The sequence below is a fragment of the Actinophytocola sp. KF-1 genome (assembly GCF_054661535.1).
In genome coordinates this window covers 413138-429265 of sequence record NZ_BAAFVK010000008.1, presented here as the reverse complement: position 1 = coordinate 429265, position 16128 = coordinate 413138, and the positions used below count along the sequence as shown (strand labels likewise).

The 16128-nt window shown below is 73.5% G+C and carries 17 protein-coding genes; 14 read left to right on the top strand and 3 right to left on the bottom strand.

The annotated features are described in order from the left end of the window. Positions 1-62 precede the first annotated feature (62 nt). Positions 63-503 (top strand): Lrp/AsnC family transcriptional regulator, encoded by a 441-nt coding sequence (locus ACYQ77_RS25940; protein ID WP_459715712.1) that lies wholly within the window; start codon positions 63-65, stop codon positions 501-503. Positions 504-545: 42 nt separating this feature from the next. Here the strand turns inward: ACYQ77_RS25940 and ACYQ77_RS25935 are convergent, their stop codons facing one another. Beyond that, positions 546-1304, bottom strand: coding sequence for a S1 family peptidase (locus ACYQ77_RS25935; RefSeq protein ID WP_459715709.1), 759 nt, complete (start codon positions 1302-1304; stop codon positions 546-548). 299 nt (positions 1305-1603) lie between these two features. Here ACYQ77_RS25935 and ACYQ77_RS25930 point away from each other — a divergent pair, with 299 nt between their 5' ends. After that, entirely contained in the window at positions 1604-2542 is a 939-nt protein-coding gene (locus ACYQ77_RS25930; RefSeq protein ID WP_459715706.1) for an RNA polymerase sigma factor, read from the top strand. Positions 2543-2568: 26 nt separating this feature from the next. On the opposite strand, the gene ACYQ77_RS25925 is transcribed toward ACYQ77_RS25930, so the two are convergent. Beyond that, on the bottom strand, positions 2569-2964 hold the full coding sequence (locus tag ACYQ77_RS25925) for a PAAR domain-containing protein (RefSeq protein WP_459715704.1): 396 nt from the start codon (positions 2962-2964) through the stop codon (positions 2569-2571). Continuing rightward, positions 2957-3559: a Pvc16 family protein gene (locus tag ACYQ77_RS25920; RefSeq protein WP_459715701.1), complete on the bottom strand. Its 603-nt coding sequence runs from the start codon at positions 3557-3559 to the stop codon at positions 2957-2959. The genes ACYQ77_RS25925 and ACYQ77_RS25920 overlap by 8 nt, the downstream gene beginning before the upstream one ends. Positions 3560-3717: 158 nt before the next feature. Here ACYQ77_RS25920 and ACYQ77_RS25915 point away from each other — a divergent pair, with 158 nt between their 5' ends. From ACYQ77_RS25915 to ACYQ77_RS25860, 12 genes are all read left to right on the top strand, one after another. After that, the gene (locus tag ACYQ77_RS25915; protein WP_459715699.1) at positions 3718-5238 is read left to right on the top strand and encodes a phage tail sheath family protein; all 1521 of its coding nucleotides are present in this window, start codon (positions 3718-3720) and stop codon (positions 5236-5238) included. 1 nt (position 5239) lies between these two features. Beyond that, positions 5240-5737: a phage tail protein gene (locus tag ACYQ77_RS25910; protein ID WP_459715697.1), complete on the top strand. Its 498-nt coding sequence runs from the start codon at positions 5240-5242 to the stop codon at positions 5735-5737. Between the two features lie 27 nt (positions 5738-5764). Further along, positions 5765-6238 (top strand): phage tail protein, encoded by a 474-nt coding sequence (locus tag ACYQ77_RS25905; protein ID WP_459715694.1) that lies wholly within the window; start codon positions 5765-5767, stop codon positions 6236-6238. A 19-nt stretch (positions 6239-6257) separates the two neighbouring features. Beyond that, entirely contained in the window at positions 6258-6650 is a 393-nt protein-coding gene (locus ACYQ77_RS25900; RefSeq protein ID WP_459715692.1) for a phage tail assembly protein, read from the top strand. After that, on the top strand, positions 6644-6805 hold the full coding sequence (locus tag ACYQ77_RS25895; protein ID WP_459715814.1) for a DUF6760 family protein: 162 nt from the start codon (positions 6644-6646) through the stop codon (positions 6803-6805). The genes ACYQ77_RS25900 and ACYQ77_RS25895 overlap by 7 nt, the downstream gene beginning before the upstream one ends. 1519 nt (positions 6806-8324) lie before the next feature. Then, positions 8325-8945, top strand: a complete 621-nt coding sequence (locus tag ACYQ77_RS25890; protein WP_459715690.1) for a hypothetical protein — start codon at positions 8325-8327, stop codon at positions 8943-8945. A 9-nt stretch (positions 8946-8954) separates the two neighbouring features. Continuing rightward, a complete protein-coding gene (locus ACYQ77_RS25885; RefSeq protein ID WP_459715687.1) occupies positions 8955-9428 on the top strand; it encodes a phage tail protein in 474 nt (157 codons plus the stop codon). Then, positions 9425-10591 (top strand): phage tail protein, encoded by a 1167-nt coding sequence (locus ACYQ77_RS25880; RefSeq protein ID WP_459715686.1) that lies wholly within the window; start codon positions 9425-9427, stop codon positions 10589-10591. Before ACYQ77_RS25885 ends, ACYQ77_RS25880 begins: the two co-directional genes overlap by 4 nt. Further along, complete coding sequence (locus ACYQ77_RS25875) at positions 10588-12375, top strand: VgrG-related protein (protein WP_459715684.1); 1788 nt, start codon at positions 10588-10590, stop codon at positions 12373-12375. The genes ACYQ77_RS25880 and ACYQ77_RS25875 overlap by 4 nt, the downstream gene beginning before the upstream one ends. 9 nt (positions 12376-12384) lie before the next feature. Continuing rightward, entirely contained in the window at positions 12385-12786 is a 402-nt protein-coding gene (locus tag ACYQ77_RS25870; protein WP_459715683.1) for a GPW/gp25 family protein, read from the top strand. A 2-nt stretch (positions 12787-12788) separates the two neighbouring features. Further along, the gene (locus ACYQ77_RS25865) at positions 12789-14726 is read left to right on the top strand and encodes a putative baseplate assembly protein (RefSeq protein ID WP_459715681.1); all 1938 of its coding nucleotides are present in this window, start codon (positions 12789-12791) and stop codon (positions 14724-14726) included. Then, positions 14723-16123 (top strand): NADase-type glycan-binding domain-containing protein, encoded by a 1401-nt coding sequence (locus tag ACYQ77_RS25860; RefSeq protein WP_459715679.1) that lies wholly within the window; start codon positions 14723-14725, stop codon positions 16121-16123. Before ACYQ77_RS25865 ends, ACYQ77_RS25860 begins: the two co-directional genes overlap by 4 nt. Positions 16124-16128 lie beyond the last annotated feature (5 nt).

Below are 16128 nucleotides of genomic sequence, written 5' to 3'. Positions count from 1 at the left end.
GCCGGGGCGGCACGCGATTGCGCGTCATTGCCGCATCGGGAACGCGTGCGCATAATCCGCGCGTGGATCGCATCGACCGCGCGATAATCGACCAGCTGCGCCGTGACTGCCGTCAGACCAACACCGAACTGGCCGACCGCGTCGGCCTGACCCCGTCGCCGTGCCTGCGCCGCGTGCGGCGGCTGGAGGAGGACGGGGTGATCGTCGGCTACCACGCGCGCGTCGACCCCGCCGCGCTCGGCCGCGGTTTCCAGGTGCACGTCGAACTCGAGCTGGCGAACCAGACCCAGCGCACGTTCGAGGAGTTCGAGACCGCGCTCGTCGCGCTCGACGAGGTCGTCGAGGCGCGCCGCATGTTCGGCGCGCCCGACTACATCGCGCTGGTCGCCGTGGCGGACGTCGCCGCGTACGAGCGGTTCATGACCCAGCGGCTGGCCACGCTGCCCGGTCTCGGCAAGCTCCAGTCCCGCTTCGCCATGAAGACCCTCAAGGCCGACCGGTGAGCACCGGCGCGTGGCGCGGGCGGCGCCACGCGCCGGCGGTGGTCACAACGCGCCGGTGTACTGGGCGATCCAGCTCCGGAAGTACGGCACGTCGACGTAGATCGACGGTTCGCGGGCGCACGTGGCGCTGCCGCCGGAGCGGCTGGTGGCGCCGATCAGCTGCCACACCCCGTTGACCCGCTTGACCTGCGGGCCACCCGAGTCGCCGTAGCAGGCGCCGCGGCTGTTGTCCGGGTTGTCCGTGCAGATCTCACTGGCACCCCGGATGCCGCCGCCCGCGCACTCGCTGTCGTTGACGATCGACGTGTTCAGCTCCTGCAGGGTGATCGGCGCCGAACCGCAGCCCCGCGTCGGACAGGTCTGACCCCAGCCCATGATCCGGGTCTGGGTGCCGACCGGGCCGGACGTGGTCGCGACGGCGACCGGCGCCTGGCTGACCGACGTCGACAGCTGCAGCAGCGCAAGGTCGGCGGTCGGGTGGGCGACGCGTCTCGACACCCGCGCGACGCTGCCACCGCTCGTCCGGTTCGTGGTGCCAACCCGGACCTGGTAGGGCGTGCCGCAGTGCGCGGCGGTGACCACCCAGTTGGCCTTGATCAGCGACCCGCCGCACGAGTGGCTGCCGGAACTGCTCTGCAGGGAAGCCATGAACGAGTAGGTCTCGGTGGCGTTGCCGCCGCCGACGATGAACGGGGTGACGTCGTCAGCCGTCGTGGCACTGGCCGTGCCAGGCAGGCTGAGACCGGCTATCGCGGTGGCGGCCGTCGCCACCAGGGTCACGAGCAGGGATCGTGTCCGCACAGTGGGTTCTCCTTTGGTGTGCCGGGGCCCTCGACCCGGGTACACCAAAAGTAGGGACGCTCAGATCGCCCGAAACACCTCCATTCGGACGCCCGCATACACAGTAGGCCGCCCGTTCTCTGGGACGATCTACCGTCTTTCGTCCTCAGTGGACAGTACGGGACGCCGCGCCCCGGTTCACTGCTCCAAACAGGTGACAACATCGATTTGTTGGTTGAAGCCGCAACCTCATCCCGTCGCCTCCGTTATGCCGGACATCGACGTCTGCACGTGCACATGCACGGTCATCAGGAGGTGGGATGGCGGAGAACGCGGCCGGTAGCGTCGCCGGGACGCCGAGCGACGAGGCACTCGCCACGGCGGTCCGTGACGGGGACATGGCCGCGTACGGACTGCTGTACGCGCGCCACTTCCACGCGGCACGGCGGCTCGCCGCGTCCCTCGGCATCACCGGGGCGGAGCGGGACGACCTGGTGGCCGAGGCGTTCACGCGCGTGCTGCGGATCCTCCGCGCGGGCGGCGGGCCGGGCGAGGACTTCCGGCCGTACCTGCTGACGACCATCCGCAACACGCTGATCAGCTGGCGGCGGCGCAGCCGCGACATGTGGCCGGTCCCCGACGTGCCCGACGTCGCCCCCACCCCGGGCCCCGAGGACGCGGTCTGCACCCGCATGCACGCGTCGACCGCCGCACGCGCGTTCGCCAGCCTGCCGGAACGCTGGCAGGCGGTCCTGTGGCGCACCGAGGTCGAGAACGAGTCGCCCGGCGAGATCGCGGAGGCGCTGCGGATGACACCGAACGGCGTGGCCGCGCTCGCCTACCGCGCCAGGGAGGGGCTGCGGCAGGCGTACCTGTCCGAGCACATCCCGGCCACCGACCGCGGGACGTGCCGCACCATCGCGGGCCAGCTGGCGAACTGGATCCGGCACGGCGGCACCGAGCACCGCACCCGGCGGATCACCACCCACCTGCACGGCTGCGGGGAGTGCCGCGACCTCGAGGCAAGCCTGCGGCACCTGAACCAGGAACTGCCCGCGATCCTCGCGCCGCTCATCCTCACCGCGCCCGCGTTCCTGGCGAACTGCGCCGCGTCCGCGACGGGCCCGTGGCTGTCCGCCGTGAAGTCGATGATCGCGGGCGCGGTCCTCGTCGCCACGGCCGTGCTCGGCACCGGCCCCGCAACTCCCGGCGCGACCGCACCGCCGACGACGGTGCTCGAGGCGAGCACGGGGCCGTAGCCCAGCGGTTCGACGGCACCCCGCCGTTACCGTCCGATGAGGACGGTGCTGGTCGCCTGGACGACACCGGACGGGGCGTCCGCGGGGTCGTTGCAGGTGAGCACGCGGTCACCGGCGCGGGCGGCGGGCTTGCCGTTCACGAACACGGTCGCGCTGCCGAGCAGGACCCTGCCCCGGTTCGCCGGCTCCCGCGCGAAGCGGCCGGTCGGCGCCACGTGCGGTGGCTGGTTGGCCGTGCCGGACCCGGCGACGGCGGCCGCCTTCCCCTCGATCGACACGTCGGGGCTGCACCGTTCGGTGATCGTGGCGGTGAACGGCAGGGACATCGGCGTCGGCACCGGACCGCCCGAGGACGGCACGAGGACGACGTGCACGTCGGTGCCGATCACCCGGTCGCCCTGCTTCGCCGCCGCCTCACCCATCGCGGCCCTCCCGGATCCGCCTGCCGGGCGGGCCCGCCTGGCGGCCGCGCTGCGCTGTGCGCGGCGCCCCGGCCACGACCCCGAGGTCCACCGTGTCCGGTGCGGGCGGCAGGCCGGTCATGTCGGATCGCACGCATGGCGCGGTGACCACCACGTCGAGCGCGGGCCGGGTGCCGACCGCGGCCAGCACCGCGCGGGTGAGCTCCGGCAGGCCAGGGGGCGCGACCTGGAGCGGCACGGGCAGCGCCGCGTCCGCGGCCATGCCGGTGAGCAGGCCGGCGGGCACGACCGGGTGCGCGGCGAGCACGACGAGCGCGCGGCCCAGCCAGTCGTGGGCGGTGGCGGGGTCGCCCGCGTCGGCGAACACCAGGTAGCGCAACCGGAAGCGGCGCACCGGGTGGCGGCGGGACACCACGCGCCCCGTCGCGTCGTGGTCGTCCTGCCACATCGCGGCCAGCGCACCCTGGTCCTCGCGCACGTCGTGCAGCAGCACGCGCAGCCCCGGCTCGTCGCCGCCCGGGCCGAGCAGGACGGCGACGCCGGGGACGCCCGTGCCGAGCAGCGCGATGAGCGCGTTGTCGATGTCGCGGAGCACCCCGCCATGATCACCGGCCGGGCGCGATCCGCGGGGGACTCGTGGCCAAGCGATCGGGCACACGCGCGTGCGCATTGGCTTCGCACCGAGGCGTCTGGCACGACGCGGTTGCGGACCGGACAGTCGACGGCGTCAGTTCGCGCACCACGGGAGGGCCGATGCCCAACTACCTGTCGCCCGGCGTCTACACCGAGGAGGTGTCGTCGGGCACGAAGCCCATCGAGGGGGTCGGCACGGCCATCGCCGCGTTCGTCGGCTTCGCGGAACGCGGGCCCGCGCACGTGCCGGTCCTGGTCACCAACTGGACCCAGTTCACGCAGACCTTCGGCGGCTTCGTCCAGGGCGGCTACCTCGCCCACGCCGTGTACGGGTTCTTCCAGAACGGCGGCGGCTCCGCCTACGTCGTCCGGATCGGGGCGCGCGACGAGACGTCCGAGAGCGGCACGGCCATCGCGGCGGCGCAGCTCGACGCCGCGGGCCCCGGACGGCCACTCGCCCTGCGCGCGCGGCACCCGGACGCCGGCGGTGGCGAGGTGTCCGTGGAGGTGCACGAGCCGTCCGAACCCGGGGACGGCGTCTTCAAGCTCGTGGTGCGCAAGGACGGTGTCGAGGAGGTGTACGACAACGTCGTGGTCCGCCGCGGCGCCGGGAACGTGGTGACCGCGCTCCGCGAGTCCGCGCTGGTGGCCGTGGAGGAGACGAAGGGCGGTCCACTCGCGACACCTGCCATCGGGTCGCGGGTCACGCTCGCCCGCGGACCGGACCGGCCGGTGGTCGACGCCGCGGAGTACGTCGGCGACGCCGACGAGCGGACGGGTTTCGCGGGCCTCGAGGCGATCGACGACGTGACCATGCTGTGCGTGCCGGACCTCATGAGCGCGCACCGGGACGGCCTCATCGACGACGACGGGCTGCGTGCGGTGCAGCAGGCGATGATCGCGCACTGCGAGCTGATGGCCGACCGGGTGGCGATCCTCGACCCGCCGCCGGGCCTGTCGCCGCAGCGGCTCAAGCACTGGCGGACGGAGGTCGCGGGCTACGACTCGAAGTACGCGACCCTGTACTGGCCGTGGCTCACCGTCCTGGATCCCTTGACGGGCAAGCGGGTGCAGGTCCCGCCGAGTGGTCACGTCGCCGGGATCTGGGCACGCAACGACGACACGCGCGGCGTCCACAAGGCGCCCGCGAACGAGGTCGTCCGCGGCGTCGTCGAGCTGACCGCCGGGCTGACGAGGGGCGAGCACGACCAGCTGAACCCGATCGGGGTGAACTGCCTGCGCTCGTTCCCGGGGCAGGGCATCAGGGTCTGGGGCGCGCGCACCCTGTCGAGCGATCCCGAGTGGCGGTACCTGAACGTGCGCCGCCTCTTCAACTACGTGGAGAAGTCCATCCTCAACGGCACGAACTGGGTGGTGTTCGAACCGAACGACCGGTTCCTGTGGGGTTCGGTGCGACGCACCATCACGATGTTCCTGCGCCGGGTCTGGCGCAGCGGCGCGTTGTTCGGCAGCACCCCGGAGCAGGCGTTCTACGTGAAGTGCGACGAGGAGAACAACCCGGAGGAGAACCGCGACGCGGGCATCCTGACCGTCGACATCGGGATCGCGCCGGTCAAGCCCGCCGAGTTCGTGGTGTTCCGGCTCTCGCAGCTCTCCGAGGGCGCGGCGCTGGAGGAGTGACGTGATCCCCGACCTTTCCGCACCCGACCTCGCCGCGCCCGACCTGACGACGGAGAGCCTGCCGCTGGTCGAGCCGGTCAGCGCGGCGCGGTTCGTGGTGACCGTGCTCGGCTGGTCGCAGGGGCTCGGGTTCACCGAGCTGGCCGGGTTCAACTCGGCGGTGGAGTCGAGCGAGTACTCCTACAACGGCAGGCTCGGCAACGTCCGCACCAAGCAGTTCGGCAGGCCGAACCCGCCGTCGATCACCTTGAAACGCGCGCTCGACTCGATCGGGTTCGCCCAGCTGTTCGCGTGGCACACGCTGGCACGCACCAACAACCCGGCGGCGAAGGTGCCCGCCTCGTTCACCATCCTCGCCGCGAGCGGGCTGCCGGTGGCGGCGTGCACGCTCGAGAACGCGTGGTGCGCGCGGCTGGAGATCGATCCGGCGCAGGCGGGCGGGGCCAACGTGGTGATGATGAAGGTCACGCTCGAGTGCGACGACATCGTCATGCTCTAGTTCCGTTATCTGACAAGGAGTGCTCGCATGGGCGACGCAAAGACACAGTCCCAGGTGATCTCCGCCGCACGCTTCTTCATCGAGTTCTCGCACATCGGCAGGATCGCCTTCTCCGAGCTCGGCGGCATCACCACCAAGGTGTCCACACAGGAGTACATCTACAACAACGACCGCGGCGAGACCGTCCACACGAAACAGTACGGCAAGACCGAACCACCGACGATCACCCTGAAGCGGGCGCTGGACGCGGACGGCAACGCGAAGCTCATGGCGTGGCACGCGCTGTCCCGGCACGGGGACCCGGCGGCACGCACGTCGGGGACGCTGGTCGTGATGGACGCGTCCGGCAACGGCGCGAGCGAGATCACCTACAACATCCACGGCGGCTGGTGCTCGGAACTGCAGATCACGTCGCTGAAAGCCGGTGACGCGGGCGTCGCGATGATCGAATGCAAGATCACGTGCGAGGAGATCGAGGTCCCCCAGACCGGGATGATCTGACGGCACAGGAAGGACACCGATGAGCACGGCACTGACCCCGGCGCTGCGCACCGAGTACCCGTTCACCCTCCCCCGCGGCTTCGTCGACGAGCAGGGCACCGTCCACCGCGACGGCGTGCTGCGCCTGGCGACCGCGCGGGACGAGCTCTCCACCCACACCGACCAGCGGGTGCGCCAGAACCCGGCGTACCTGACCGTGCTGCTGCTGGCCAGGACCATCACCCGGCTGGGCGCCCTGTCCCAGGTGGACACACTGGTGATCGAGAGCCTGTTCGCGTCCGACCTGGCGTTCCTGCAGGACCTGTACCGCCGCGTCAACGCCGACGGCCACACCGAGGCGGAGGTCCGGTGCCCGTCGTGCGCGCAGGAGTTCACGGTGAGCCTGGCAGGTGACCGCCCGGGGGAATCCTGACGTACACGACCACCCGCCTCTGGGACGAGGTCGTGTACGTCGCCTACCACCTGCACTGGCCGCTGGCCGAGATCGCCGACCTCGACCACCGCACCCGCACCGAGGTGATCAGCCGGATCGGCGCGATCAACGCCCGGCTGTCCCCCGCCACCTGAGGAGCCCACCATGCGCTGGCCCCGATTCCGCCGCCGCAGGCCGGCCGCCCCCGCGCCACGGCAACGACGCGCGTGGGCGCGGCTGCCCGCGTTGCGCACCGCGACGAGCGCCGGCGCCATGGCGCTGCTGAACCCACCGAGCGTGGTGACGACCCGCGACCCGCTGCCGGCCCCCCGGCGGTGGCCCCCGCTCGTCTCCCCGGCCGGGCGGGTGGGCGGCCTGGCACGGGTGATCGACGTGGCCGACGAACCCGCGGTGACCGTCCCGGCGGTCGCCCTGCCGTGGACATCCCCGACGCCACTCACAGGCGAGGCAACGGTCCCCGCTTCCCCGGCGACAACGCTGCCCTACCTGACGAATCCCGCGACCGCCCTGGCGGCACCCACACCACCGACATCCCCGCCAGGCCCGGCAACCGTCCCGGCCGGCCCCGCGAACGCCCCGGCAGCAACCACAACCCCGGGGTCCCCGACGCCACCGGCGACGAACCCGGTTGACCCGCCCAGCCCCGCGATCGCCCCGACGGCACCCACACCACCGACAGGCCCGGCAACCATCCCCGCCTACCCGACCGCTCCCGCGACCTTCCCGACAGCAACGGCCCCGACACCACCGCCGACGATCCCGGCCAACCCCGCGACGCCGACAGCACCCACACCACCGACGCCCACGGCAGGCCCGGCAACCGTCGCGGCCAACCCAGCAAACGCCCCGACAGCAACCACAACACCGACATCCCCGACAGGCCCGGCACCCATCCCAGCCAACCCGATCAATCCCGCGACCCCGACAGCACCCACACCACCAACGCCCCCGACAAGCCCGGCACCCATCCCAGCCAACCCAGCAAACACCCCGACACCAACCACAACACCAACATCCCCGACAGGCCCAGCAACCCTCCCGGCCAACCCCGCGACCCTGACAGCAACCACACCACCAACATCCCCGACAGGCCCAGCAACCCTCCCGGCCAACCCCGCGACCCTGACAGCAACCACACCACCAACGCCCCCGGCAGGCCCAGCAACCCTCCCGGCCAACCCGATCAATCCCGCGACCCCGGCAGCACCCACGCCACCAACGCCCCCGGCAGGCCCGGCACCCCTCGCGGCCAACCCCGCAAACACCCCGACACCAACCACAACACCGGCGACCCCGGCAGAACCGGCACTCATCCCGGCCTACCCGGCGACCGGCCCGACACCAACCTCAACAACACGCCCGGCCCCCACCAGCCTGGCAGCAACCACGACACCAACGGCCCTCACGCCACCGGCACCCATCCCGGCCCACCCGACCATCGCAACCGCCCTGGCACCACCGGCAACGATCCCGGTTCCCCCGCCCGCCCCGGCGACGACCACGACATCGGCGCTCCCGGCACCACCGGAGAGCCGGGGCACCGCCACGACACCACCGAGCGACCCCGCGATCATCCCGGCGGCCCCGCCATGGGTTTCCCAGCCCGAGCACTCGCCGGTCACACCGCCACCTGCCGGAGCCCCGGTCGGCCCCGTGCGTGCGACCACTCCCCTGCCGACCGCGTCCACAGGACCGGCCCTGCTCTTCTCCCCACCCCAGACCCCGGAGGACCGCGCACCCCGCCCGCTCGTGGAACTCCGGTTCCGCGCGCCGGACGAGCCCGCGCGACCGGTGGTCGTGGCGACACCCGCGTCCAGACCCCCGATGACGGTGGCGGACGAGCGCTTCGTCGGCGAGCCGGTCGCACCTGCCACCCCCGTCCGCCACCTCACCCAGTTCGACCGGCTGGTGGCGCAGTACTCGAACCTGCCGCTCGACGCGGCCCTCGGTCTCGCGACCACGTCGCCGGAACCCAGCGCCGAGCAACCGGCGGCCCCGCCACCTCCCCCGCGGGCCGCGACCCTCGGCGAGAGCAGGCGACGGGGGCTCACCGGCTACCGGAAACCCCGGGAGCCCGAACCGGAACGCGACGACCCGGAAGAGCAGGACGACGAGCGTCCGCCGCCGGCCACTCCGCACTCCTGCCCGGACCTGGGCGACACCAACACACTCGACGACCTCGCGGGCCGGTTGTACCGGCACGTCCGCACCCGGCTGCGGACCGAACTGCTCGTCGACCGCGAGCGGTCCGGGCTGCTCGCGGACCCGATGTAGGAGGCCGGCATGCACCGGAAAGTGACCTCGCTCCTCGACCTCGTGCCCGACCAGGTGGCGATGACCCACCGCTTCATCGCGTGCGTCGACGACAGCGACTACGACTTCGGCACCTGGTCGCAGGTCAGCGGTCTGGACGTCAGGTGGGAGGAGGTGACGTACCGGCCCGGCGAGCGGTCGGACACCGAGGTGTTCGGCGGCGCGGTGCGGTACTCGCCGATCAAGCTGGCGCGTGCCGCGTGCGCGGACTCGGCCACCGTCAAGGCGTGGCTCACCAAGACCGCCGCGGGCAGGCAACCGCTGTCCGGTGCGATCCACATGCTCGACTTCCTCGGCATGCCGGTCATCACCTGGGAGCTCAAGCAGTTCTTCCCGATCTCGTGGTCCATCTCGGGGTTCGACTCGTCCTCCGCGAAGACCGCCATCGAGGAGCTGTCGCTCGCGCACGCGGGGTTCCTCGACAGCGAGGCGAGGCTCCCGTGATCGGCCCGGGTCCGGTGCGGGCCGCGTTCGCGGCGCCCGCCGCGCTGACCTCGTCGGTGCCGAAGCCGTCGAGCGGGGTGTTCGTGCCGGAGTACGGCATGACCATGTGGTTCAGCGTCAGCGTCGGCATGCCCGGCGGAGACCTGGGCCTGTGGTCGAGCTGCGGCGGCCTCGACGTCAAGTTCGGCTCCGAGACGGTGAAGGTCGGCGGCCGCTACGACCGCGAGACCGTCCTGCCCGGCGCGATGAGCTACGGGAACATCACCCTCGAGCGCGCCATGACCTCCGTCGACTCGCGGAAGGTCCAGGACTGGCTCCGCCGCGTGGCCGCCACCTGGGTCAACTCCGCCGAGGGCGGCGCGCCGCCACCGGCCTCGGGCGGCGGCGGCCGGTTCCACCCCGGCACGACCGTGCGGATCGAGCTGTTCCACCGCCTCGGCGAGCCGCCGGTGGCGTCGTGGAACCTGCGTGACGTCGTCCCGGTGTCGTGGTCGGCGCCCAAGCTCGCCACCGCGGGTGGCACGGTCGCGATCGAGACACTCGTCCTCGCCCACGGCGGCTTCCTCGACAGCGACACCGCGGGCGGCTCGCCGTCGGTCGCGGGCGAGGGGCAGCTCGTGCTGTCGGGTCCGGACGGGACGTCGCTCCCGTTCCAGTACAGCCCGGAGAAGGTGACCGTGACCAAGATGGTCGCGGTCACCACGGGCAACCGCCAGAACGAGGACGACTACGACCTCCAGATCAGCAACAACGACAAGTGGACGCTCTCCTACGACAACCTGGTCGTCGAGGGCGAGGCGAAGGTCCGCGCGGTCACCGAGGCGCTGCGTGCCTGGACCACCCCGGCGCCGACCGAGGTCAAGATCCCGAAGAAGGTCACGGTGCGGATGGGCGACGGGCGGAACCCGCTGCTGAGCCGCGAGGTCGTGCTGACCCAGGTCAACATCACCTACAGCCGGTTCACGCAGGCGGGCGCGCCCAGCCGGGCCACGGTGCGGTTCGAGTGCCACGGCGTGTCGCCGAGGATCGACGGGGTGCCGCCGCAGTGGCGCGCGGCGGCCGCCGCGAAGAACGTCGACGACCCGCTGCGGCCCGCGCCGCCCGCACCCCGGCCACAGCCGCCGCGCCAACCCGGGCCGCAGATCGGCGGGCGGCGCGCATGACCACCGCGGGCATCCCCGCTCCGGTCGTGTCCGTCGGCGCGACCGGCACCCCGCTGCCCGACGCCGTCGCCCGCCGGATCGCGCGTGTCGTCGTGGACAGCCACCGGCACCTGCCGGACATGCTGGAGATCACCTTCCACGACCGGGACGGCACCGTCCTCGACGAGGCGGGCATCCGGCTCGGCACCGTGCTCACGGTCAGCGCCACCCGCGCGCAGGACCCCGCACCGCACACGCTGCTGGTGTGCGAGGTCACCGCGATCGAGGGGGTGTTCGCCGAGGCCAACCACACGGTCGTGCGCGGGTACTCCGCCGACCACCGGCTCATGCGCGCCCGCCGGTCCGCGACGTTCCCCAACGCCACGGACAGCGACATCGCGCGCCGCGTCGCGACCGGCGCGGGCCTCCGCCCGTCCACTGTGGACCCGACGACGACGCGGCACGAGCAGGTCTCGCAGGTGAACCAGACCGACTGGGAGTTCCTGCGCGCCCGCGCGGGCGAGGCGGGGTTCGACTTCGGCGTCCGCGACGGGCGGTTCTTCCTCGACGCGGGCGGCGCGCCACCGTCGCCGATCCCGTTGCGCTTCCCCCGCGAGCTGCGCATGTTCCTGCCACGCGTCACCGCGGGGAACCTGACATCGTCGGCGGAGGTGCGGGTGTGGGACCCGATGGCGGGCAGGGTCGTGAGCGCCACGACCCCGACCGCGACCCGTTCGGTCGACCTGCCGGGCACCACCGCGGCCTCAGCGGCGCAGCCGTTCGACGCACCCCGGCCCGCCCCGGCCGCGTCCTCGCCGAGGGGTCCGGAGCCGGTGGCTGGGCACGTGGTGACCGGGCGGCCGGTCGCGAACGGCACGGCGATCCACACCGCGGCGGCCCGCGCCGCGGACCAGGTGGCGGCGCACTGGGGCGACACGTACGCCGAGGCGGAGGGCGAGGCGGCGGGCGACCCCCGGCTCCGCGCGGGTTCCGTCGTCGACGTGTCCGGGGTGTCGTCGGTGTTCTGCGGCCGCTGGACGCTCACCAGGGCCAGGCACGTGTTCGACGACGCCGACTACTACACGCAGTTCGAGGTGAGCGGGCGCCACGACCGCTCGATCATCGGCCTGGTCGCCGGTGCGCGGGGCCGGGACGGCGGCCGGGTTCCCGGCCTCGTGTGCGGGATCGTCAGCAACATCGCCGACCCGCTCGGCAAGGGGCGGGTCAAGGTCGACGTGCCGTTGCTGGCACCGGGTTTCCAGACCGACTGGGCGCCGGTCGCGCAGCTCGGGGCCGGCGCGCGGAGCGGCGCACTGTTCGGGCACGAGGTCGGCGACGAGGTGCTGGTCGGGTTCGAGTGCGCGGACCCGCGCAGGCCCTACGTACTGGGTGGCCTCGTCAACGCGGACAGCTCCTACTCGGTCGGCGGCCCGGCCGTCCGGGGCGGCAAGACCGGTTCCGCGCTGGTGCGCCGCGGGTTCGTCAGCCCGTCCGGCAACCGGCTGACCTTCCACGACGACCACGCCCCCAGGACGGCCGAGATCGTCCTCGGCACCGCGAAGGGCGACGTGGCGCTGGTGATCGACCAGGTGGCGGGGACCGTGACCCTCCGCTGCGACCCGGCGGGCGGTGCGGGCGCGATCGTCGTCGAGTGCGGCGCAGGCGGCTCGGTCGACGTGCGGGCCGGTGCGGGCGGTTCGGTGACCGTCGACGGCGGCGCCAGGCTCGACCTGTCCGCCGAGACCGTGCGGATCGCCGCCACCGGCGAGGTCGCGATCACCGGCAAGCAGATCAAGCTGAACTAGGAGGGCGTGATGGCCATCGACGTCGGGACCGGCTGGCACTTCCCGTTGCGGACCGGGCCGAGCGGGCGGTTCGCGACCGCGGGCGGGACGGACAAGCTCGAGCAGGCGATGCTGCTCATCCTCGCCACCTACCCCGGCGAACGGGTGGCGCGCCCCGAGTTCGGTTCGCGCCTGCGCGACTACGTGTTCCGGCCCATGACGCTCGACACCGTGGCCGGGGTGTCGCACGAGGTGCGGGAGGCGCTGCGGCGCTGGGAACCACGCGTGGTCGTCGAGGACGTCGACGCGAGCCCGGTCCCCGGGCACGGCGGCCTGCTGCACATCACCGTCGGCTACACCGTCCGCGCGACGGACGAGCGGCGCGACCTCGTCGTCCCCTTCCACACCCACCCCGACGGCACGCAGGAGTGACGATGGCACTGCCCGCCCCGGACCTCGACGACCGCGGCTACGACGACCTCGTCGACGACGCGCTGCGGCTCGTGCGGCTGCGTTGTCCGGAGTGGACGGACCACAACCCGTCCGACCCCGGCGTCACGCTGATCGAGGCGTTCGCCTACCTGACCGACGTCCTGCTGTACCGGCTCAACCGGGTACCGGACCGCCTGCACCTGAAGTTCCTCGACCTGATCGGGCTGCGGCTGCGGCCGCCGACCGCCGCGCGGGCGCCGCTCACGTTCTGGCTGTCGGCGCCCGCGACCGCGCCGCTGACCGTGCCCGCCGGGACCCAGGCCGCGACGGTGCGGGCCGAGGGCGCCGAGCCGGTCGTGTTCAGCACCACCGAGGACGTGACCGCACCGCCCTGCCGGCTCGTGCAACTCCGCACCAGGGCCGGTGGGGAGAGCACCGCGCGCGAGGGGTCGTTCCCGGTGTTCTCCGACCCGCCCGCCCCCGGTGACGAGTTGCTCGTCGGCCTGGACGCGGCGACCCCGGGCTGCGCGGTGCGGTTCGACGTGGCCGCGCACGTCGACGGGCTCGGTGTCGACCCCCGGCGGCCACCGCTGCGGTGGCAGGCGAGAACGGCGGACGGGTGGGCCGACTGCGACGTCGAGGAGGACGGCACCGGCGGGCTGAACCGGCCGGGCGCCGTCGTGCTGCACGTGCCCGCGGGGCAGCGGACGTCGGTCGAGCACGGCACCCTCGCGGCCTGGTTCCGCGCGGTCGTCGTGGCGCCCGCCGACGGGGGCCGCGCGTACACGGCGTCCCCGGTGCTGTCCGAGCTCACCGCGGGGACGGTCGGGGTGACCGCGCCTGCCGTGCACGCGGAGGTCGTCGACCAGGAAGACCTCGGCACCGCGGACGGCTCCGCGGGCCGCGCGCTGCGGCTCGGGTCGGCGCCGGTGCTGGCCGGCTTCGGCGACACCGTGGTGGAGACGTCGTCGGACGAGGGCTGGCAGGAGTGGCACGAGGTCGCCGACTTCACCGGCAGCGGCCCCGCCGACCGGCACTTCACGCTCGACGCCGTGCTCGGGGAGGTGCGCTTCGGCCCGGTGCTGCGCCTCGCCGACGGCAGCACCGCCCAGCACGGGGCCGTGCCGCCCCGCGGCGCCGCGATCCGGATCCGGCGCTACGCGACCGGCGGCGGCGCCCACGGCAACGTCGGCAGGGGCACGGTGACCGCGTTGCGCACGTCCGTGCCGTTCGTGTCCGCGGTGGAGAACCGGGCCGCCGCGCAGGGCGGCACGGACGCGGAAACCGTGGCACAGGCACGGATGCGCGCGCCGATGCTGCTGCGCACCCGCGACCGCGCGGTGACCACGGAGGACTACGAGGCCATCGCGTTCGCCGCGGTGCCCGGGCTCGCACGGGTCCGGTGCGCGCCCGCGGGCGAGGACGGCACCGCCGCGGGCACGGTCAAGGTGCTGGTCGTCCCCGCGGCCGCCGAGGAGGACGGCCGGATCCGGTTCGCCGACCTGGTGCCTGACGAACGGACGCTGCGGTCGGTGGCGGAACGGCTCGACGCGGTGCGCACCGCGGGCACCAGGGTGCTCGTGGAACCACCGCGGTACCGGGGGCTGACCGTGGTCGCCCGGCTGGTGGCGCGCCCGAGGGTGGCGCCCGCGGACGTGGCGGCGGCGGCGGTGTCCGCGCTGTACCGGATGTTCAGCCCGCTGCCGGGCGGTGGCCCGGACGGCACCGGGTGGCCGTTCGGCCGGTCGGTGCGCACCGGCGACGTGTACGCGCTGCTGCAACGGGTCCGCGGCGTCGAGTACGTCGAGGACGTGCGGTTGTTCAGCGCGAACCCGGTGTCCGGCAAGCGCGGGGACGAGCAGCAGAGCATCGAGGTGTCCCGGCACAGCCTCGTCTTCTCGTTCGACCACCAGGTGCGGGTGGAAACGGAGGAACCATGATCGTCTGCACCGAGTGCGGCCACCGCAACGCCGACCGCGACAGCTTCTGCGGCGCGTGCGGCAGGTTCCTGGAGTGGACCGGCGAGCGCGTCGCGGCGCCGGCCGCGCCGGAGCCCGTGGCCGCCGCCGCGCCGGCGCCGCGGCGCAACCTGCTGCGCCGGGTCATCGACGCCGTCGTCACCGCGGACCCGCCACCCGCGCCGGTCGCGAAGCCCGCCGCCCCGGCCCCGGCGGCGCCCGGCGGGGCGCCCCCGCCACCCGGTGCCCCACCACCACCACCGCCGCCGGGCGGGGCCGCGCCGCCGCCTCCTCCCCCGCCTCCCGGTGGGGCGCCCCCTCCGCCGCCACCGCCACCACCCGGCGGAGCGGCACCGCCCCCGCCACCGCCACCACCACCCGCCGGGGCGGCACCGCCGCCACCTCCCCCGCCGCCACCGGGTCCGGCGGAGGTGGCTCCCCCGCCGCCTCCGCCACCACCGGAGCCCCTCGACGTGGCCCTGCCTCCGCCCGTGGGACCGGCGAACGACGCGGGCGCGCTGGTGGTCCCCGTCGCCAGGCTGGAGGAGGAGCTGCCGCCGCAGCCGGAGGCGCCCGCGGCGCCCGTCGTCACCCGGGCCGCGCCGACGAGGAAGGTGCGGCCGGGCGAGAAGGTGTGTCCCGAGTGCGGCGAGGGCAACCAGCCGGTCCGCAAGTTCTGCGGTCGCTGCGGTCATTCGCTCGCCGAGGCCGTGGTCGTCCGGGTGCCGTGGTGGCGCCGGATCTTCCGCCGCCGCGGCCCGAAGGTGCTCGGCGCGGGCAAGCGGCCGGGGAACGTCGCGGTCGCGGGTGCGGGCAAGCGGGTGCTGCGGTTCGCACGCCGCGGGTTCTGGGTCGTCCTGCTGGTCTTCAGCCTGCTCGCCGGTGTGTACCCGCCACTGCGCACGACCGTGGTCGACTGGTTCCAGGCGGCCAGGGACAAGGTGACCAACGCGGCGGAGCAGACGTTCAACCCGGTCCGCCCGGTGGCGGTGACGGCGAGCGCCGAGTCGCCGGGGCACCCCGGCAAGGCGGCCGTCGACCAGTTCACCGACACCTACTGGGCGGCACCGTGGTCACGGGAGCGCGGCCCGCTGCTGACGCTCGACCTCGGCAAGCCGACCACGGTGGTCAAGCTGATCGTGACCAGCGGCGCGAAGAACGAGTTCGCCGCCAGGCACCGGCCGTCGCTCGTGGTCCTGTCCTACTCCAACGAGAAGTCCGACACCGTGCTGGTGCGGGACACGCCGGAACCGCAGGAGTTCACGCTGTCCAACGGGATCGGCGCGCGCGAGGTGCGGGTGCAGGTCCTCGACGTGTACCCGGCCGAGGGCGCCACCGAGGTCGCGCTGACCGAGCTGGAACTGTTCGCCATCGGGTGAGAGGA